Raw genomic sequence first — 19,045 nt, forward strand, 5'->3', positions numbered from 1 at the left:
CATTCGTTATGTTGTATTCTCATGTAATATACTGCAACCCAAGAGGTTTGCCTCTGTTTTAACTTTAATTTTACCTGTTATTTCACGGATTTAGGTATATTATAGTATAAAACAGAGAAATTGCCCGCATTTTTCAGCGCAATAACAGCACAAAACGGCAAATGTAATCGAGGGCAGGTTTCAGGAAGATCATCAGGAGCATCCGGGGACACCGCTTTGCACGGTTCCGGGGGATCGCGATCGACCGCTTCCGCTGCCGGTTCATCTCCGTGCGGGATACGCTCTTCACGGCAGGGGCGACGGCGGGGCCGCGTACTGCACGTCCCCGCCGAGCGGTTGAATGTTATTTGCGGACTACTTCGATCCGGTCGATCAGGAGTTCTCCGACCCGGTTCACGGCGCGGATGACTACGCGGCGGCGGCCGGTCTGGCCGCCTTTGGCCTCCGTGGCGAGGGTGGTCCACTCCGGCAGGTTTTCCGGCAGCTTGAGATAGCGGAAATCCTGGTTGCCGTAGGCGTCGGAGCAGATGCCGACCTGCGCCCCGGCGATATCGTTCCCCCGGAGGCGGACCCGCAACTCATAGCGCACCCCCAGTTCGAGTTTCAGTTCGTCGGTCAGGATGCAGAAGTGGTGCGGCTTGTTCGGTTGCTCATTGGCGACTCGGAGCGCGTTGCCGCCGTGTTCGCCCCGCCCGGCGGCGACACGGATGGTTCCGGTCGGATAGCCGCTGTGCATGTGAAGCCACCCCTCCGGCACGGTTCCGTCCGGGTAGGCCGCGAAATCCTCCTGAAAGGCCGGCGCCTCCTGTGCCACGGGCTGCGGGCCGCGCGCCGACAGGGTGATCTCCGGGAAGGCCGCCACGCGGCGGCTGTTGACCACGGTGTTCGGGAAACGCTCCAGATAGCGGCGCGACACCAGCACGTCGTCGTCATTGATCGCGATCGCATAGCGCAGGCTGCCGCACCGGACCGCGTCGCGGCACCGGCCGCCCAGCGACTCCCACGGCAGGGCAAGTTCGTAGATGAATTCGCCGTTGCGGTAGTTTACGAACAGTCGGGCTTCGGCGACGGTGCGTTTGGCGGTCTGGTCCCAGACGACGGCTCCCTGCGGCGTCTGGGCGATGATGAACTCCCGGATCCGGTCGGAGCCGTCCGCGGCGAACAGAAGCTGGATGGAGTCCTGCGTCCACATCGCGTCCCCGGTGTGGACCTGATGGATCACCTGATCGGTGACCCGGGCCGCAAAACAGAGATTTTTTTCATTCCAGCCGAGCCAGGTGACGGCGCTCAGGTCGTTTTGCGAATAGCTGTTGCCGTAGGAGCCGCGGGCGTACTCCTCGCGGTTCAATTTGAGCGGCAGCGCTCCATTCCACTTGGAGAGGTCGCCGTCGGCCCGGAAACCGTCGGGTATGCGGACGGCGATTCCGAAGTCGACGTCGATGCCGGCGACTTCAAATTTGCGGCCGTCGTCGAGGCTGAGCCGGGCATCGAGGCTGTAACCGGACTGCGCGAGGCGGCGGAACTCATCCGGGGCCAGGCGCAGCTTCACGGTTTCGGAGGCGTTGGGACCGATCCGGAATCCGGCCAGCGCCAGCGGCGCGCCGCCGACTCCGGCGGGGCTGAGTTTTACGCGGCCGGAGACCGGGCGGGCCTCCTGATTCGAGAAGGTCACCGGGAGCACCTCGGGATCGCGGGGGATCAGCGGGATTGACACGTTGACCGCCGGGATGTATTCAAGGTTGTCGAAGGTGGTGATGCGGGCCGGTTTTCCCGCGATTTCGGTGCTGACGGAAATCTCTTTCGCGCCGGTTCCTCCGGGAGCGGTCAGGATGAGTTCTCCCCACGCTTCTCCTTCCGCCGGAACGTCGACCGTGACCGCTTCGCCCTTCCAGCCGGCGGGCAGCAGCGGGCGGACGGTCACGCGCTGCGGTTTCCCGGCATAGCTGCTGACCCGGAACTGTACCGGCGTGGGGCGGGTCGGCACGAATTGCAGCCGCTCCTCGAACTTGTCGCCGGATTTCCGGTACAGGTTGGTGAAGACCGCAAACTGAACCCGTTCGCCGTGGCGGCAGAAAAGCTCCACTGCTTTCTGCAATACGGCCAGCTCAGCCGCGCACTCCTGCCGGTACTCCGGGTTTCCGGCGGCCATATCGCGTTCGAGCCGGATGCGGTCGGCGGTGCGGAGCAGCCAACGCACCGAAGGCAGGTCGAGGCCGTCTCGGTTCAATTCGCGCACCAGCTGTTCCGCCGGGGCGGGATCAAATGCGCATTCCGCCGTTCCCGCCGGAAAATAGCGGGCCGCCGCCAGATACCAGCGCAGCGCGAACGCGAAATGCGCCTGATCGGTGTTTGAAATGGGGGCGTGGAACTGACCGGACAGCGCCAGCAGCGCGTTCCGCAGTTTCGCGGTGTCGGTCGGGGCGATCGCGGTGAAGGAGGCGAACCGGGGGGAGGGGAACTGTTTGAGCTTGGCTTTGAAACGCTCCGCCCACTCTCCGGCGTGGGCGGCGGCTGCCGCCCGGACCGTGTCGCCGCCGATCCCGTCGATATAGAGTACGCTGCGGGAAATTTGCGGCTGTTCGACCGGATTGCCGAACAGGTCGCTGTATGTTCCGGCGATGGTGGGTGCGAAGCTCTTTTCGCCGGGCGTCCACTGGATCGCGAAGGCCTTGCCGCTCCCCTCGTAGACAGCGGTGTAACAGTCGCAGGCCGGATCGCGGAGCAGGCCGACGAAGCGGGTCCCCATCCGGCGGCGGGCGAACTGGTGCAGCGCGACTCCGGCGGCGTGATGCACGGTGTTGTAGTCGCGGTCCCAGTTGTAGACGGTCTGCATGCGCATCCCGGCGGCGTCGCCGAAGATCAGCATGCGGATGTAGAGGTTGGTGCGGTGCCGCTCATGTTCGGCTGCGCCGTTGGGCCAGCCGAATTCGGTGTTCCACAGCTCCTTCATGCCGCCGTAGCGGAAGACGAGGTCGTAGAGGCGGCGGAACTGTTCATCCAGCCGGAACGCCTCCGGCGATGCGGCTTCCGTGCAGGTCGAGTTGTTGGTGTAGGGATGGATCGCCAGCGCGTCGACGGTGTCGAAGAGCCGGCGCGCTCCCTGCCGTTCCAGCCAGCCGTAGTCGATATGGGCGGTGCCTGAATTGCCGGTCACCGCGAAGGGCTGGCGGGAACGGATGCCCGCCGAACCGTGGCGGCCGACTTCGGTGTAGAGATTCTTGTTCGCGCCGTTGTCCTCGTTGCCGAGTTCATGTTCGTCGACGGTTCCGGCCATCGCCGCGGCCATCGCCTGCAGATAGCGCCCGTAACCGCGCGAAAAGCCCGGCAGGTCGGTCGGATCGTGAAAGGCGGGATGGTGATAGAGCGCCTGCAGCGAATTGAGCCGCACGTGGAAGGGGCGCCACCGTTCCGCCGCGCGGCGCAGGGCGGTGAAATCGTAGACGCCGGAGGCGGTTTCGGTGTGCTTCCAGTTCGGGTTTTCAAAGCGGAACCAGCGCCGCCCCAGCGCCTCGGAGTCGGCGGGGGCGGTGTGGTCGCTGCAGCCGCCGGGGACGCCGTAGCGGAATTCATACTCTCTTTCCGCCTCCGAAGCGTATTCGGCGCAGCTGCGGGTCATCACCCGGAAGCCGCGCGTCTGCTCCGCGATCTTTCTGCCGGAGCCGTCGGCGACTTCGAGTTTCGCCTGATAGCTGCCGTAAGGCAGCTCCAGCCGCAGCGGGAGCCGTTCCGCCGTGACCGGGCCTTCCTGTTTCGCGGCCGTCTTGCCGGTGAAGGTGTCGGTCAGCGTCAGGGTATAGCGGAGGCCGTCCGCCGCGCCGAAGCGCAGCACCAGCGGAAGCGCCGGGGAACCGAAGCTGTACTCGGCGGCTTCGATTTTCACGTCGGCCGCGGACAGCGCGAACGCGGCCGGCAGGACGGCGCAGATGAGGTATCTGTACATGGTGGATCTGGCTCCGTTACTTGGTGGAGGTCGGGTCGAGCAGCACGGAATATTTGCGGTTGTAGCCGCTGTCGGCGTTGGCGTAAGGGCCGGTGCCGAGGGCTTCCGCGAGCCGGTAGGAGGCGACATGGCCGTCGCCGTGCAGGGCGTTCATCTGGCCGTTGGGAATCATCGGCTGGAAGTGGGCGAATTTGGCGATGTACTGCAACGAATTGTTGAGCCCGTTGTAGAACATGTAGCAGTTGCTGTCCATCATCATCGCGGAAGCGGAGAGACGTTTGAAGCTGGTGGCTTTCTTGCGCACGAAACGCGCGTTGTAGGCGTAGGTGCCGTACTTGTCCGCGCCGCTGGAAAGAAAGGCGGCGGTGCCACGGTTGGCCGGGCAGATCAGGAAAGAATAGACGGTGTTGCCGGTCCCCTTTTCGGGATTGGCTTTGACCGCGGTGCTGACGTAGGGGAGGATCACGTCGTACCATTCGACGGAGTAGGAGGTGTCGAGCGTGGCGCCGCTCAGAGTGGGATCGTCCGCATTCATCAACGGGAAGAAGTCCTGGTTGTCGCCCATATAGAGCATGAAGCCGTTGCCGGTCTGCTTCTGGATGTTGGCGCAACTGCTCGCATACGCCTTTTCGCGCGCCTTGTTCAGTGCGGGCAGCAGCATGGCCGCGAGGATTGCGATAATGGCGATCACGATGAGCAGCTCAATTAAAGTAAAATTTCTTTTCATATGGTTCTCCTGTGGTTGAATGAATCGGCACTGACGGCTGAATAATTAATGGTGTGAAGTCATATCGAATCCATGTTGATTTGTACTCCGGTTTCAGCGGGATGCGGGATGGCCGGACGCCTTCCGGCGGAACAGTGCATAACCCCAGCGGGGAAGTTCGAGCAGCGTCCTGCCTTGCCGGATGGTGATTTCCCGGCCGGTCGCGATATCTTCCCATTCGCCGTCGAATTCCGCCGGCGCATTGATTTCCCAGCGGCCGGCAAGCGGGCCGGAGTTGGCGAACAGCAATACGGCTTCCGTTCCCTGCCGGTTCACGGCGGCGAGGAGTTCGACGGCTTCGTCGGTGCTTCCCGGGCGGGTGATCCGCAGCTCCCGGTTGATTCCCAGTCCGGTTTCCAGAATCCCGCCGAGCAGGCGGCTGAGTTCCGTGCTGTACAGCGAGTCGAAGGCGCAGTAAACCACTTGCCCGTCGTCGGACATCACGATTGAGGCGTAGGCGTCCTGATTGGCGGCAAGCTGGAGGTGTTTCTCCAGTTTCGTTTCGGGAATGTAACCCGGAATCGACTGTTCCATCGGCACGGGATTGACCCGCTCCGGCTCCTGCACGATCAGTTCGGTCGGAAAATAGGGATACAGCGCGGGAACGACTTCGGTGAGGCGCATCTGCCCCCGGTTCCACGGGGCGGGTTCGCGCTGTTTCAGGCCGAGCACCGCCGGAACGGGACGGGGCCGGAAAGATTCGTCACGGTCGAACGCCTTGCCGAACGCCAGCAGTTTGCCGCCCTTCTTCACGAAAGTTTCCAGCAGTTTCAGCTCCGCGTCGGTCAGGATCGACCGGGATGGAATCACCAGCAGCTTGTAATTGCCGAGTTTTTCCGGCAGTTGGCTCTCCGAAATGAAGTCGACGGCGAAGTGCTGGTTGCGGATCAGGTCATAAGTCTGCGAAACCCGCCGGGTGTATTCGTCGCGCTTCGCCGGGTCCGCATCGCTGCCGTAGTGGAGCGATGCGGCGTTGGAGAGCAGCACCGCGATATCGGCTTGGGCGCGCGGCAGTGAAAACTCTTTCTGGTGGGTGTTGACCAGCCGGAAAAACGCGGTCAGCTTTTCGCGCACTTCCGGCGGCGTCGCCTTGTCGTTGAAAAAGCCGAAACCGGGAACATCGCCGTTGCAGTAGAAGAAGATGCCGCGGCAGCCGCCCAGAATCTGGGTGAAAAGCTGCAGGGCCGCATGTTCGCCTTTCAACGGCGGAAGCCCTTTCTGGGCGTGGGTTTCATAGGAGATCACCGGGCCGCCGCCGGAGAGGCTGCGCGCCGCTTCCATCGCGTCGCGATAGTGCAGCAGCGAGCCGTTGTAGGAGTCGCAGCCATACACGTCCTGCGTCGTGGCCTGAAGCGCGATGTCGTTGCAGTACAATGCGTCGCCGAGCAATGCGGTGACCGGATGCTTGCCGGTGACCCTGATGCCGGGGGCCTCTTCCTTGAGGATCGACCGCTGCCGTGCGAAGAAGTCGGCGAACGCCTGCTGGTTGTAGCGGAACCAGTGGTAGAAAAAAGTCCGGTTTTCATCCGGCGTTTTCGGCGGCGCGAGTTCGGCGAAGCTCCTGAAATTGGTTCCCATCGCGGCATTGAACTTTCCGATGTTGCCGTATTCCCTTTTCATGGCGGCGCGCCAGGCGGCGAGGGCGGCGGGCGTGGCGTCCAGCCCGTAGGCGGGTTCGTTCCAGCTGACGAACAGGGCGCAGTCGGGATCGTCGCCGACCTCCCGGGCGACGGTGCGCCAGAAGGTTTCGAGCGCCTTTTGATAGACCGGGTCGTGGAGGCTGTGGCGGAACCACAGTCCGATTTTTTTACCGTTCGGATCAACCGGCGCCGGACCGGCGGTTTCAGCAAGCCAGCCGGGAATGTAATGTCCGGTTAGCTGCGGAAACAGCACCATGCCGTTGCGGCGGGCGGTTTCATGCAGGTCACGGATGCGCTGCACGCCTGCTTCGCTGACGGTGTCCGGTCCGTCCGGCAGCACGTCTCGGAGGCTGTACTCCTGATGGATGCTGTTGAACCCCGCCGCTTTTGCCCGTTGCATCGCCTCGTCGGTCCGGCCGAACACCAGCCCGACCGGAAAAAACGGTTCGCTGTTGCGGATCAATCTGCCGTTTTCCACCGCAATCCCACCGTTTTCCCGTCCGGCAGATGTTTTTCGGGTGGCTTCAATCAATTCCTTCAGGAAACGGCGCGGCGTGCCGTCTTTCCGAATGAGGCTGAAGCTGATATCGTCGAAATTTACGCCGGGAAGCTGTTGCGACAGCTTTTCTTTTACGTCTTTCGGCGCTTCGGAACCGGCGTGCCAGGCATAGATGAAATATTTGCTGAATACTCGCGCCTTGCGGTTGAATGCGACGCATTCATTGAGCTGGGAGGCCTGTTTATCGTCGAAATACTCCAGCGCATTTTCCTTCGGGATGCCCCAGGCGCGGATCATCGCTTCGGCGCTGACTCCGAACTCGGTATTCCAGAGCGGTTTATCGCGGTCGCCATGCTGATCCATCAGGCGGCGCAGCTTCACGCCCCGGCTGATGAATGCCCACGTGACCGGCATGCCGTAAGTATGTACGGCCATGATGTCGAAGTACTCTTTTGCGCCATTTTCATAGAGTGCGGCGGGGAATTCCGTCCAGTTGGTCATGCCGCCGGTCACGATCAGCGCGGCCGGGTTGGCGGCGCGGATCATCGGGGTCACGATTTTGAGCATTTCGGCATAATATTTTCCCCGTTCCGCCATCGGCAGTTTCGGGGTGCGGGCGCCGAAGAGATCGGTGAAAGCTCCATCCATCTCGTTCCAGAGCTGGAAATAGCGCACGTCGGGATACCGTTTCGCCAGCATCGCCGTGAATGCGCCGAACCGGCGGTAGGATTCCAGGCGGTTCGCAAAGTTTGCGCCCGGCGCGTTGCCGTGGATCATGACCAGCGGCGTCAGGCCGTGCCTGCGGTAGAGCGCCATGCGTTCATCGAGCCGTTTCAGCTCCGCCTCGTCGTAGACGCCGGGCGTTTTCTCATACCGATACCAGTAAATGGTCTGGCGGACGGTTTTGAAGTTTGCTTTCTTCAGCAGTTCCGCAGTCGGGTCGTCGAGTTTATGGATGTTGACTGCCAGCTCCGGCGTCGCCGGAATGGTTTCGCCGCCGAGGCGGTAGGGGGTGGTCCGGGGGGAGCGTTCGGCTTCGCTGCGCAGCCGGGCGGCGTCATCCCGCTCCTGCTCCCAGCCGGCGGAGGCCCCCAGTGCGAAGATGCCGCAGAAAGCCAGAATGGCGGTGATTCTTTTCTTCATTTTTCGATACAATCCTCAAACCGGTTCTTGATGCCGTAACGGGTGTAGGGAATATGGCCGACATGGCCGTCGTAATAGAGGGCGTTGAGGCCGTTGTTGTGCACTTTCTTGCGGTAGTCGCCCCCGTTGGCGTTGGCTTCGTCCTGCACGATCGGAACGCGGCTCCAACTGGTTTTGTAGACCGGATGAATGCCGATCATTTTGTTTTTGCGCTGATAGTCATTGAGCAGCATATAGTTATAGTCGCTGAAATTATTGGTCTTTATATTGTCGGCGGTATTGCCGGCGCATTTGATCCACTTGCCCCGGTTGGAACCGCAGCCGTCGGTGGCGGTATCGGTGGTGCCGTTGATGCTGGGAAGGTAGCGGGGAGTCAGCAGGCCGAGTCCGATCGGTTTGTGCCAGTCGGAAACGGCGCGGCGCGGCTGGTCGCCGTAACGGTGCGGCAGGAAATCGTTGTTGTCTGATACATACATATCCAGCGCCATGCCGATTTGTTTGAGGTTGTTGACGCAGGAGGTCGTTTTGGCGCTTTCGCGCGCCTTGTTCAGCGCGGGCAGCAGCATGGCCGCGAGGATTGCGATGATGGCGATCACGATGAGCAGCTCAATGAGGGTGAAAATTTGCTTTCTCATGGTTTGACTTTTCCGTATGATTATGGTTAACAGGAGGCTCGTTCGATCACTTCCATCGGCACGCGCAGATGGACGGGGATGTTCAGTTCGCCCGCGACCAGCCGGTGCAGCAGCGCGGCGGCCTGGTAGCCGACTTCGCCCTGCGGGCTGCGGACGCTGGTCAGGGGCGGCGTGAGGCGGCGGGCCATCGGCAGGTCGTCGAATCCGGTCACTGTCAGGTCGCGGCCGATTTCGAGCCTGAGCCGTTTGGCGGCGCGGTAGATTCCCTGCGCCATGTAGTCGTTGATGCAGAAGATGCTGGCGGGGGGCTTCAGCTTTTTCAGGAAGGCTTCCGCGAGTTCGGCGGTGCGCTCCTGCTTGTCCTCCAGCGTCCAGGATTCGGGGTCTTTGCCGTAGGCCTGGATTTCCGAAGTGTGGGTTTTGATTTCCCGGTCGAAACCGGCTTCGGTCATCGCGCGGCAGTAGGCGTTGTAACGGTCGAGGGTGCTGGAGGCTTCTCCGCGCGGTCCGAAGAAGTGGACCGGGCGGTTGTATTTCCCGATCAGGCGGTTCACGGCTGCGAATGCTCCGCTGTAGTCGTCGCTGCAGATGCTGCTGCAATGGGTTCCGGGCAGTTCGCTGAGGGTGGCGACCGCGACGCCGGAGTCGGCGAGGCGGTTGATCACGTTCACATATTCCTCCATGAAATAGGGCAGCACCAATACTCCGTCGATGCCGAGTGAACCGGCGTGGGCGAGGGCGCGGAGCATCGGTTCGTGTCCGGTCGGGCTGGTGAGCTGCTGGAGCCGCAGATCATGTTCGGCAGTGTATCGCTTAAGCCCGGCGAGCACATCGGAAATCATCGCGTCGGGATAGGCGGCGTAGGCGAAAGCGAGCGTAATCTGTCTCGGAACAGCGCGCGCGGCTTTCAGCTCGTGATACTTTTCGGGGTTGATGCGCACGCGGTGGTTGTCGCAGCGGGTCAGGGTGCCGTCGTCGAGCAGATTGCCGATGATCCGGCGGATGGTGTTGCGGCTGGCCTGGTAATGTTCGGCCAGTTTCTGTTCGGAGGGCAGGTACTCTTCCGGGCTGAAGCGTTCCGCGGCGAGGTCGCCGAGGAAAAGTTCAGTGAGCCTGCCGCTTTTTCCGTGATAGTTCATTGAAGTCTCCATGTGCTGTCCTTTTTTTTCAGTTATAATTATGACAGAAAAAGGGCGGATCTGCAAGGGATGGATGTAAGATTGGGTCGTAAAACCGGAAAAACGTACCGTTTTTTGAACAGTTTATGTGCCGAATGAGGAATAGGTGCCGGGATGGAACCGCGGAAGAAAAGGAACCGGATTTTCGCCGGAGCCGGTTCGGGACGGCCTGAAATCGCCGTTTTCTTCCGGAAACGGCTTGCAATAGAGGGGGAAAAGTGTTATAATAAGAATGATTCTCAAAAGGAAAGGCCCTGCCTGACCTTGAGAGAGGAATTCTGGAAAATTGGAATCGGCGGATCGTTCTGAAGTTTGCAAGGGGGTTGTTCCCGAGCGGTAAGGCGGTGCGTGAACAGTCGGCGCGTTCTTTCGGCGTGTATCTTACTGTCCCCGGCATGGCCCTGCTTCAGGCGCATCCCGGGGATTTTTTTTATGTCGGAGGAAGAAAAGATGGAAAACCGGATCGCGCTGGTCGGAATCATCGTCGAAGACGTTGCCGCCGCCGCGGAAATCAACCGCATCCTGCATGAATACGTCGACTGGATCATCAGCCGCATGGGCGTGCCGTACCGGCAGCAGGGGATCTGCATCATCAGCGTTGCGATCGACGCGCCCTCCGACGTGATCAGCTCTCTGTCGGGCAAGCTCGGAATGGTGCCGGGGGTCAGCGTGAAGACGTTGTACGCCAAACTGCCGGCCTCTCCGGCGAAGGCGGAGAATCAGTGCAAATCAACCAACCATGGAAACGGGAACTGAATATGTACAATCCGAAATCACTCAAGGCCGAGGAGTTCATCGACGACGGTGAAATCCGGGAAACACTGAAGTACGCGCACGAAAACCGCCATAACCGGGAGCTGATCGATTCGATCCTGGAGAAGGCGAAGGAGTGCAAAGGGCTTTCCCACCGCGAGGCGGCGGTGCTGCTCGAATGCGACCTGCCGGATGAGATCGAAAAGATGTTCGAGCTGGCGCGGGAGATCAAGCAGAAGTTCTACGGCAACCGGATCGTGATGTTCGCGCCGCTTTATTTGTCGAACTACTGCATCAACGGCTGCACCTACTGTCCGTACCACCGCAGCAACACCCACATCCGCCGCAAGAAGCTGACGCAGGAGGAGATCGCCGCCGAGGTGGTCGCGCTGCAGGACATGGGGCACAAGCGGCTCGCGCTCGAAACCGGCGAGGACCCGAAGAACAACCCGATCGAATACGTGCTTGAGAGCATTAAAACCATCTATTCGATCAAGCACAAAAACGGCGCGATCCGCCGCGTGAACGTGAACATCGCCGCGACCACGGTCGAAAACTACCGCAAGCTCAAGGATGCCGGCATCGGCACGTACATCCTGTTTCAGGAGACCTACAACAAGAAGGCCTACGAGGAGCTGCACCCGACCGGGCCGAAACACGACTACGCCTACCACACCGAGGCGATGGACCGGGCGATGGAGGGGGGGATCGACGACGTCGGCTGCGGCGTGCTGTTCGGATTGAACCTCTACCGGTACGATTTCGTCGGGATTCTGATGCACGCCGAACACCTTGAGGCGGTTCACGGCGTCGGCCCGCACACGATCAGTGTGCCGCGCATCCGCCGCGCCGACGACATCGACCCGGAGAATTTCTCCAATGCGATCAGTGACGATGTGTTTGAAAAGATCGTTGCGATCCTGCGCATTGCGGTTCCGTATACCGGGCTGATCATTTCGACGCGCGAATCGAAAGCGGCCCGCGAACGGGTGCTGAAACTGGGCGTGTCGCAGATTTCCGGCGGTTCCCGCACCAGCGTCGGCGGCTATGTGACTCCCGAAACCGAGGAGGAGAATTCCGCCCAGTTCGACGTCAGCGACAACCGCACGCTCGATCAGGTGGTGAACTGGCTGCTCGACCTCGGTTACATCCCGAGCTTCTGTACCGCCTGCTACCGGGAGGGGCGCACCGGCGACCGTTTCATGCATCTGGTGAAATCCGGCCAGATCGCGAACTGCTGCCAGCCCAACGCGCTGATGACGCTCAAGGAGTATCTGGAGGATTACGCCTCGCCGGACACTCAGAAAAAAGGCGAACAGGTGATCGCCGCCGAAATTCCGCGCATCACCAACGACAAGGTGCGCGAAATCGCCAAAGAACACTTAAAAGAGCTGCACGACGGCAAGCGCGACTTCCGTTTCTGACGGCAGCGGCTACCGCGCCGGGCGGTGAAGTTCGCCGGGCAGCCGGTAGTCGCGCGCGGTCCAGCGTGCTCCCGCCTTGCGCTGGCGGTCGAGCGCGGCGAAGCACGCTTCGGCCATTTTGTGCATCGGCTGGGTATAGGAGGTGATTTCGGCGGGGCCGCCGTCGACGGTGTAGAAACGGCAGTTGGCGGGCACGCGGCCGGTCAGCACATGGGCGAGCTGGCCGTTGCCGCCGAACAGCGCAACGGTTTTTTGCCGGGGGAGGGTGCGGAAAAATTCATCGCAGCCGTAGTTCCCCGTTTCGTGCAGTACCTCCGCCCACGGCAGTTCGAGAATCCGATGCGGCAGTTTTCGTTTACGGCAAACGGCGATGAAACTTTCGCGCCGCTCGCGCTGGGAGTCCACATCCAGCCCGGCGGCATCGAGGAATATGAAGTCGGCGGCTCCGTCTTTGACCGCGCAATCAATCAGGGTTTCGAGGGCGCCCCGGTTGTCCAGCCCGACATAATCGGCGAACTCTCCCGGAAGGATCCGGTCGAAGAACACCTGATTCACGCCAAGCACCCGCAGCCGGTGAAAGAGTCCGAAATCGAGCTTCCGGTCAACTCCCCACACCACGATGTTGCGCACTCCGCCGGCGGCGAGGCGCAATGCGGCGCGGCTCTGCTCTTCCCCGGAGTCGCCGCCGGGTTCCAGCACGGTCATCACGCCCTGCTTGCTTGCTTCGGCGCAGATCGTTTTCAGGAAGTCCCGGGAAAACGAGTCGTTGAGCGGCAGGATCGCGCCGAGCACCCGGATCGGGCCGGTCGCGGCCGCGAACCGGTCGTTGACTACGGTTCCGACCCGCCGCCGCCGCACGATGATGCCGGCTTCCTCCAGCGCGCCGTAAGCGCGGCGGACGGTCACGCGGCTGACGCGGAACCGTTCCGCCGTCTCCAGTTCGGTCGGAAACGCGGAACCGGGCACATAGCGTCCTTCCAGAATATCAGTTACCAGCTGTTGCCGGATCTGTTCGGTCAATTGCGTCATCGTTTTCTGCTCCGGGGCATTCAGGATGAGTTGATGTCTTTTCCTTACAATAACCGTTCAAGACGGGAAATTCCATAAGACCGGCGATTTTTTCATTCCGGGCCGGCGGCAGTCCGTGGGTACAATGCCGGTAATGCCGGGCGGCTGCCTTGGAGTGCGGAGATTGATCTCCGCTTTCAAATCGCGCGTAAGTTTTATATCTGAACTTTGCATTGCAACAAGAGCGGGCAAGGTGCCCGGAGGGTAACAACTTTTGAGCGCAAGAACATGCAGGGTGCCCGGAGGGTAGTGAGCGCCGGACCTCCGGCCTGCGGATGGCTCCGGGGGACGTCGCGCACGTCCCCCGGACCCCCTCGCCGGTGGCGGGGGCCGGGCCGATTGCGAAGCACTTCCGCTCGCGGGCGCGGCTTCGCCGCTTACTTGTCCGCCTGCGGCGGCCAACCCCTTCAACGCCCGCGTTGCGGGCTACGCCAGGGGGGGCTTCGCTCACTACGTTCGGCTTCGTCACTACCGTTCCTCGTTACTTGCCAGTGGCAAGTAATTCCCTCACATGCGTTCGCGGCGCTGACCGCGCTTATTGTGCGCCGCGAAAGTGGCTATGGAGACCGACCTTTGCCTTGCAAAAGTTAGCCGCCGCACGCCCCCCGGAGGGGCATTGGCGTGCGCACCCGGCAGCGGCACCTTGCCGCCGCACCCGGCAGCGGTATCTTGCCGCCCGCCGCACTTATTGTGCGCCGTGTAAACGGTTCTGCCGACCAACCGATGCTCAGCCTGTACTGGCAGCCCGCACGCCCCCCGGAGGGGCATTGGCGTGCGCACCCGGCAGCGGCACCTTGCCGCCGGCACTTTGCCGCTGCTGCTTCGGAAAAAAGTTTGTCCATCGGTACAAGACTTGTAGCATCTGCCGTGGGGTGTGGAGGGAGGTGCCGGAGTATTTCCCGGCGGACAAACAACAAAAATATGTTTGCCCGCCGACTTGCGGAACAGTAACGACTTTCGGAATAGCCGCTCCCACCCGGGAGCGACCGAATAAATAAATCGAAATTCTTTCTTCCAGAGGTGACGTACCGCTCATCGACGGACAAACAACAATTTAAATCAGCGCTTTCGGGATTTCTCCCGACATTTCCGGGGAACAGAGGCTGCAGTCATGACTTCCCGGATTTCAGTTTTTAATTTGCTGAAGTTTTCTATAAATAGAATAACACTTTTATGGATAAATTACAATTGAAATATCTTAATATTTTTGAAAATGATATAATACTTTGAATATTTTTGGGTGGATTCATGCCTGTTGTCTGCGAAAAATTCTTTTGGAGTACGCAGCGGTGCCGGTGTCGGGCCCGGCATCCCCGGGCGTGAACGCTATCTCCTTTTACATTCCGCCGCGATTCCGGAAAAGAGACCGCTGCGTACTCCGAAAGAGTTTGTCCGCCGATTCGCGAAACGGTAACGACTTTCGGAATAGCCGCTCCCACCCGGGAGCGACCGAATAAATAAATCGAAATTCTTTCTTCCAGAGGTGACGTTTCGTTCCTCGGCGGACAAACAAAAATTTTCAAATCAGCCTTTCCGGGATGTTCCCGGAATTTCCCCCGCAGCGGGGAAATCTCTTTGGAGTACGGAGCGGTACGGTTTCGGGTTTCCGCTTCTCCCGAACAGTGAATGACATCCTCTTACATTCACAGCTCCATCGACCTGAAACAGTTCGCTCCGTACTCCAAAGAGGTCTGTCCGCCGTGCGGCGAGGCCTGCGACTGTCAGGATCGCAGGTTGCTGCGGAGGTGATGCCGGATCGCGTACCGGCGGACAAACAAAAATTTTCAAATCAGCCTTTCCCCGTATCGGGGAATTTCCTTTAGAGTACGGAGCGAAGCGGTTTCGAGCTTCTGTTCCCCCGAAGCAATGACCGGTATCCCCATGCCGGTTGCCCACTGTCTGATCGGCTCGGCATATTCCGCTCCGTACTCTGAAGGAGTCTGTCCGCCGTGCGGCGATGCCTGCGACTGTCAGGATCGCAGGTTGCTGCGGAGGTGATGCCGGATCGCGTGCCGGCGGACAGACAAATTTTTAATCAACACTTCCAGGAATTATTGCCCGGAGAACTATTCTCATAAGCTTAAATCAGCTATAATAGCCAAGTGTTTTCTATTTCTTTAGCAAATCAATCTTAATGATTTGTTTTGGGATATTTGGCTCAAGAATAAATAATTTTTCATTTATCAGCAGTAAAACGGAAGAATAGAAAATATTTACTTTAAAGTTGCTTGGTAAATTATTTTCTTCCCATTGAGGACGTTCAACTTCAACATATATTTCTTGTTGGAAAATTCCAGCTTGAGTTAAATTTAATAAATAACCATTAGAAGAACTCAAATTGATAGTATTTGACAGACCTTCAGAGAAGGTTATTGTTGTAGTAGAGGTTACGGGTTGAACAAGTTCAAAGGACTCGAATTGGTTTGGAAAATTAAAAAAGTTATAACATAACTGGCTTTTGGCAATTATTTCTAATTTTAAATCTTTGTTCCATTCGTTTGTATTTGAATTTATTATTGTACTGGTTTGTACAGAGAAGTTTAAGTTTTTTTGTGAAAATAATTTATCTGTTTCTAAGTTCTTAAAATTGACTTTGAATAATAAAGGAAGAGCTCCTGCATATATTTCTCCAGTAAACAGAAGAAGTATAATATATATTATTAATTTCATTATATTGTAATTGTTTTATTATAAAAATTTATTTTTATGCTCCCTATTACCCTAATAGGGAGCATAAAAAATTGTTATTCAGGTTTTCTCACGGAGATGCTAAAAATAGTTTGACCTTTATTGGTGAACTCTGAATTTTTATCTTTTCCTCCTGCTGCAATATTAGCGTCTGAGACACCAAGTGCTACTTTCATTGTGCCATAAATATATTTATCGGCATTTGGTTTACTGTTCCAAGTAATACCGCTAACATTGAGAGTTAAAGTGGTAGAGAAACCAGTTGATTTTTGGCCACCCTTATGACTTAATGTTATATCATAACCGTTGGAGGAACTTGAATTTATACCATCAAGCCCACTGGTGAAAGTTATGGAAGTTGAACCTGTTCCACTTACATCTTGTTTCCATTCGTTTCCATTGCTGTCACGAGTGTAAACAGTACCATTGGCACTAACTGAGACAGTAATGGAACTACTCCAACCTGAAGAACTCGGAGAGCAATTGGTTGTTACTTTAAGTCTATAAAGCCTTCCCCCAGTTTCTCCTGTGACATTGACTCCATTTGAGGTATCATTATAGTTTGAAGCTCCGGTAATCTTGAATTCAATTTCCAAGCCAAGAGGGTCAACACTTGTTGTAAAGCCGTTATTACAGTACGCCAGATTGTTCCATCCGTCAGGATAACCTGCTGGATCGATGGTCTGCCACTTGCCTAAATCCGCGCGATAATTGCGGAACAGGAAGCTGTAGCCGAGTCCGTCGATCTCGGGCTTGCCGGTGAAGAAGTTTACGGCGAGGTTGGGCTTTTCGCCGGGCTTGAGTTCTCCGAAGGCGTCGCGGTCGATGGCGCTGAACTTTTCGCCGTCCTTGACACCGAGGGTGTTGCCGAGCATGTCGTCAAAGAGCATCTTGTCTCCGGCGAGGATCGGATTGCCTCCGGTCACGGCGGGTTCGTTCACGTATTTGAGATTGTTGCGGCTCAGCAGCGCGAGGCCGTCCCACAGGAAGGTTTCTTTGCTGTCGCCGTAGTCGGCGGTCGCGAGCTGGCCGCTGATGTCGTAGCTGTAACTCTGCGTGGTCTTGCCGTTTTCGGCTACCTGCATCACCTTGTCCAGCCAGCCGTAGGCGAAGGTCTTTTCGCCCTCTTTGATCATCCGGCCCGCCGCGTCGTATTCGTACTTCGTGACCTTGCCGTCGGCATTCTTGCTGCTGACCAGCTGGTTCGCCTTGTCGTAGGTGTAGGTCGTGGTCTTGCCCGCGACGGTCTTGCTCAGGATATTGCCCGCCGGGTCGTATATGCCGGGTGGTGGGGCTTTTCTTTGCCGGATTGTTGAACTTTGCAACATCATTGTTATTTACCTCCGGGTCATGTTGAGGGCTTCTGTAAACATCATAACCCTTTTACAGCATTTTTGCAACTGAAATATCTTCATGAATTAAAATTTATATTGTGTTTTGAGTTCTCCCCATGCCGGGGAAATTCCTTTAGAGTACGGAGCGAAGCGGTTTCGAGCTTCTGTTCCCCCGAAGCAATGACCGGTATCCCCATTCCGGTTGCCCACTGTCTGATCGGCTCGGCGTATTCCGCTCCGCACTCTGAAGGAGTCTGTCCGCCGTGCGGCGATGCCTGCGACTGTCTGGATCGCAGGGTGCTGCGGAGGTGGTGCCGGATCGCATTCCGGCGGACAGACAAAGTTTTTAATCAACACTTCCGAGGATTGTTTCCCGGAGAATCATTTCCTATATAATTAAAAAGTAATAAATAAGAGTAATTGTAATTTGTTAATTTAGTATGGTTTGCGCTTCCTTTTCTTGTAATTCATCTTCAAATTGATCACTTCTTGTTTTATCTCTTTGTGAATCAGTAAGATCATATAAGTTTACTGATCGAGAATTTGAATATACTCTTGTTGTAGATGACACTCGCGGGAAAAAGTCAGGTAATGAATTTTTCTTGAGAGCTATTGAAAATTTATCTTTAGAATCAAAGGATAGTAATGTATGTTTATTCATATTAAGAATAAAATACTTTCCTGTACCATCGCTTCCAAAAATATAAGGGTATTTACCCCAAAGTTCAATTAGACCTGGGCCTATGATTCTTTCTCCATTATGGTTAATTATAATTGTTTCATTTGGTGCAATTTCTTTCCAACAATAACCATTAAGTAGAGCTTTTTGCTTTTGACATCCCATGCCTAGAAAGGCCAAAGTTAAACAACATAGCAAGAGTTTCATTCTATGTATCCACTTCCACTTGTAGTAACAGACCAATTATCAGTGATTATAAATGGATTAGAATGTGGAAAATCCAAACGATCCAGTCCGAATGAATCTAAATCTGCGGGATCTGAAAATACATCATGAAAAGTAAAATCAATTCCGCCTGTAAAGGTATAATCAAATACTTGGCGGGCTTCATCAAATGACCAAGAAACGCTGATTCTACTAGCCGTCATTAATGTAGCTTTCCTTATAGGCCAACTTGCCTCTGAGAAGTCATAAGTATTGCGAGTGTTATAAGTAGGTAAAGTAACACTTCCTGTTTTGTAACTTGTATTAACTGCAGATCGCGCTAACTCATTTAGCTGATCTTCCAAGCCACCTTTGCGGTAAAGAACAGACTTTTCAATGACCTCCCAGACTGCACTCTTTAATCCCATGCTTGTCAGTGTTCTTTCTGCTCCGTTACCTACAAAATAATGTGCTGTAAAATCAAAATTATTCCATTTGTCTTTCGAGCATGTTACAATTGTAGGAGTAGTAATAGGATCTCCTGTGTATGGGTCATAATTTCCAGTGGGAACATAATCAATGCAATATCCTTGAGCGAGTCCAAGAGAGTCAAAAGCTACTGTACTAGCATTGTTACAATATGTCAGATTGTTCCATCCATCAGGATATCCGAGCGGATCGCTGGTCTGCCACTTGCCGAGATCGGCGCGGTAGTTGCGGAACAGGAAGCTATACCCCAACCCGTCGATTTCGGGCTTGCCGGTGAAGAAGTTTACGGAGAGGTTGGGCTTTTCGCCGGGCTTGAGTTCGCCGAAGGCATCGCGGTCGATGGCGCTGAACTTTTCGCCGTCTTTTACTCCGAGGGTGTTGCCGAGCATGTCGTCGAAGAGCATCTTGTCTCCGGCGAGGATCGGATTGCCTCCGGTCACGGCGGGTTCGTTCACGTACTTGAGGTTGTTGCGGCTCAACAGCGCGAGGCCGTCCCACAGGAAGGTTTCCTTGCCGGCTCCGTAGTCGGCGGTCGCGAGCTGGCCGCTGATGTCGTAGCTGTAACTCTGCGTGGTCTTGCCGTTTTCGGCTACCTGCATCACCTT

Annotated in this window: 13 protein-coding genes; 3 read left to right on the forward strand and 10 right to left on the reverse strand. The window is 57.0% G+C overall.

Annotated features, from left to right (window positions below):
• Positions 1-343: 343 nt before the first annotated feature.
• From C8D82_RS19710 to C8D82_RS19730, 5 genes are all read right to left on the reverse strand, one after another.
• Entirely contained in the window at positions 344-3,940 is a 3,597-nt protein-coding gene (locus tag C8D82_RS19710; RefSeq protein WP_165833220.1) for a sugar-binding protein, read from the reverse strand.
• 16 nt (positions 3,941-3,956) lie between these two features.
• Positions 3,957-4,667 carry a prepilin-type N-terminal cleavage/methylation domain-containing protein gene (locus tag C8D82_RS22230; RefSeq protein ID WP_207776200.1) on the reverse strand — a complete coding sequence of 237 codons (711 nt, stop codon included), beginning with the start codon at positions 4,665-4,667 and terminating at the stop codon, positions 3,957-3,959.
• Between the two features lie 93 nt (positions 4,668-4,760).
• A complete protein-coding gene (locus tag C8D82_RS19720) occupies positions 4,761-7,988 on the reverse strand; it encodes a cellulase family glycosylhydrolase (RefSeq protein WP_116886012.1) in 3,228 nt (1,075 codons plus the stop codon).
• Complete coding sequence (locus tag C8D82_RS19725) at positions 7,985-8,623, reverse strand: DUF1559 family PulG-like putative transporter (protein ID WP_116886019.1); 639 nt, start codon at positions 8,621-8,623, stop codon at positions 7,985-7,987. The genes C8D82_RS19720 and C8D82_RS19725 overlap by 4 nt, the downstream gene beginning before the upstream one ends.
• 26 nt (positions 8,624-8,649) lie before the next feature.
• Positions 8,650-9,762: a substrate-binding domain-containing protein gene (locus C8D82_RS19730; protein WP_165833221.1), complete on the reverse strand. Its 1,113-nt coding sequence runs from the start codon at positions 9,760-9,762 to the stop codon at positions 8,650-8,652.
• Positions 9,763-10,251: 489 nt separating this feature from the next.
• Between C8D82_RS19730 and C8D82_RS19740 the strand changes: the two genes are divergently transcribed.
• The gene (locus C8D82_RS19740) at positions 10,252-10,557 is read left to right on the forward strand and encodes a TM1266 family iron-only hydrogenase system putative regulator (protein WP_116886020.1); all 306 of its coding nucleotides are present in this window, start codon (positions 10,252-10,254) and stop codon (positions 10,555-10,557) included.
• Between the two features lie 2 nt (positions 10,558-10,559).
• Complete coding sequence (gene hydG, locus C8D82_RS19745; protein WP_116886015.1) at positions 10,560-11,978, forward strand: [FeFe] hydrogenase H-cluster radical SAM maturase HydG; 1,419 nt, start codon at positions 10,560-10,562, stop codon at positions 11,976-11,978.
• 9 nt (positions 11,979-11,987) lie between these two features.
• Here hydG and C8D82_RS19750 read toward each other — a convergent pair whose 3' ends face one another.
• On the reverse strand, positions 11,988-13,007 hold the full coding sequence (locus C8D82_RS19750) for a GntR family transcriptional regulator (RefSeq protein ID WP_116886016.1): 1,020 nt from the start codon (positions 13,005-13,007) through the stop codon (positions 11,988-11,990).
• Between the two features lie 1,665 nt (positions 13,008-14,672).
• Between C8D82_RS19750 and C8D82_RS22235 the strand changes: the two genes are divergently transcribed.
• Positions 14,673-14,795: a hypothetical protein gene (locus tag C8D82_RS22235; protein WP_261798384.1), complete on the forward strand. Its 123-nt coding sequence runs from the start codon at positions 14,673-14,675 to the stop codon at positions 14,793-14,795.
• Between the two features lie 360 nt (positions 14,796-15,155).
• Here C8D82_RS22235 and C8D82_RS20905 read toward each other — a convergent pair whose 3' ends face one another.
• The 4 genes from C8D82_RS20905 to C8D82_RS19760 all read right to left on the reverse strand — a co-directional run.
• A complete protein-coding gene (locus C8D82_RS20905; protein ID WP_133245308.1) occupies positions 15,156-15,716 on the reverse strand; it encodes a hypothetical protein in 561 nt (186 codons plus the stop codon).
• A gap of 74 nt (positions 15,717-15,790) precedes the next feature.
• A complete protein-coding gene (locus C8D82_RS19755) occupies positions 15,791-17,065 on the reverse strand; it encodes an RHS repeat domain-containing protein (protein WP_116886017.1) in 1,275 nt (424 codons plus the stop codon).
• 433 nt (positions 17,066-17,498) lie between these two features.
• Entirely contained in the window at positions 17,499-17,954 is a 456-nt protein-coding gene (locus C8D82_RS20910) for a hypothetical protein (protein WP_133245309.1), read from the reverse strand.
• The coding region (locus C8D82_RS19760; RefSeq protein WP_207776201.1) for an RHS repeat-associated core domain-containing protein at positions 17,951-19,045 on the reverse strand (1,095 nt) is incomplete at its 5' end. The genes C8D82_RS20910 and C8D82_RS19760, both read right to left, overlap by 4 nt.

Source organism: Victivallis vadensis, from assembly GCF_003096415.1.
Classification (GTDB): Bacteria; Verrucomicrobiota; Lentisphaeria; order Victivallales; family Victivallaceae; genus Victivallis; species Victivallis vadensis.

What these genes read in the sequence shown, in the direction of transcription:
- C8D82_RS19725 (WP_116886019.1), bottom strand. Translation starts at nt 8,623, where the DNA reads ATGAGAAAGCAAATTTTCACCCTCATTGAGCTGCTCATCGTGATCGCC.
- C8D82_RS22235 (WP_261798384.1), top strand. Translation starts at nt 14,673, where the DNA reads ATGACATCCTCTTACATTCACAGCTCCATCGACCTGAAACAGTTCGCT.
- C8D82_RS20910 (WP_133245309.1), bottom strand. Translation starts at nt 17,954, where the DNA reads ATGAAACTCTTGCTATGTTGTTTAACTTTGGCCTTTCTAGGCATGGGA.
- C8D82_RS19720 (WP_116886012.1), bottom strand. Translation starts at nt 7,988, where the DNA reads ATGAAGAAAAGAATCACCGCCATTCTGGCTTTCTGCGGCATCTTCGCA.
- C8D82_RS20905 (WP_133245308.1), bottom strand. Translation starts at nt 15,716, where the DNA reads ATGAAATTAATAATATATATTATACTTCTTCTGTTTACTGGAGAAATA.
- C8D82_RS22230 (WP_207776200.1), bottom strand. Translation starts at nt 4,667, where the DNA reads ATGAAAAGAAATTTTACTTTAATTGAGCTGCTCATCGTGATCGCCATT.
- hydG (WP_116886015.1), top strand. Translation starts at nt 10,560, where the DNA reads ATGTACAATCCGAAATCACTCAAGGCCGAGGAGTTCATCGACGACGGT.
- C8D82_RS19750 (WP_116886016.1), bottom strand. Translation starts at nt 13,007, where the DNA reads ATGACGCAATTGACCGAACAGATCCGGCAACAGCTGGTAACTGATATT.
- C8D82_RS19740 (WP_116886020.1), top strand. Translation starts at nt 10,252, where the DNA reads ATGGAAAACCGGATCGCGCTGGTCGGAATCATCGTCGAAGACGTTGCC.
- C8D82_RS19710 (WP_165833220.1), bottom strand. Translation starts at nt 3,940, where the DNA reads ATGTACAGATACCTCATCTGCGCCGTCCTGCCGGCCGCGTTCGCGCTG.
- C8D82_RS19755 (WP_116886017.1), bottom strand. Translation starts at nt 17,065, where the DNA reads ATGATGTTGCAAAGTTCAACAATCCGGCAAAGAAAAGCCCCACCACCC.
- C8D82_RS19730 (WP_165833221.1), bottom strand. Translation starts at nt 9,762, where the DNA reads ATGAACTATCACGGAAAAAGCGGCAGGCTCACTGAACTTTTCCTCGGC.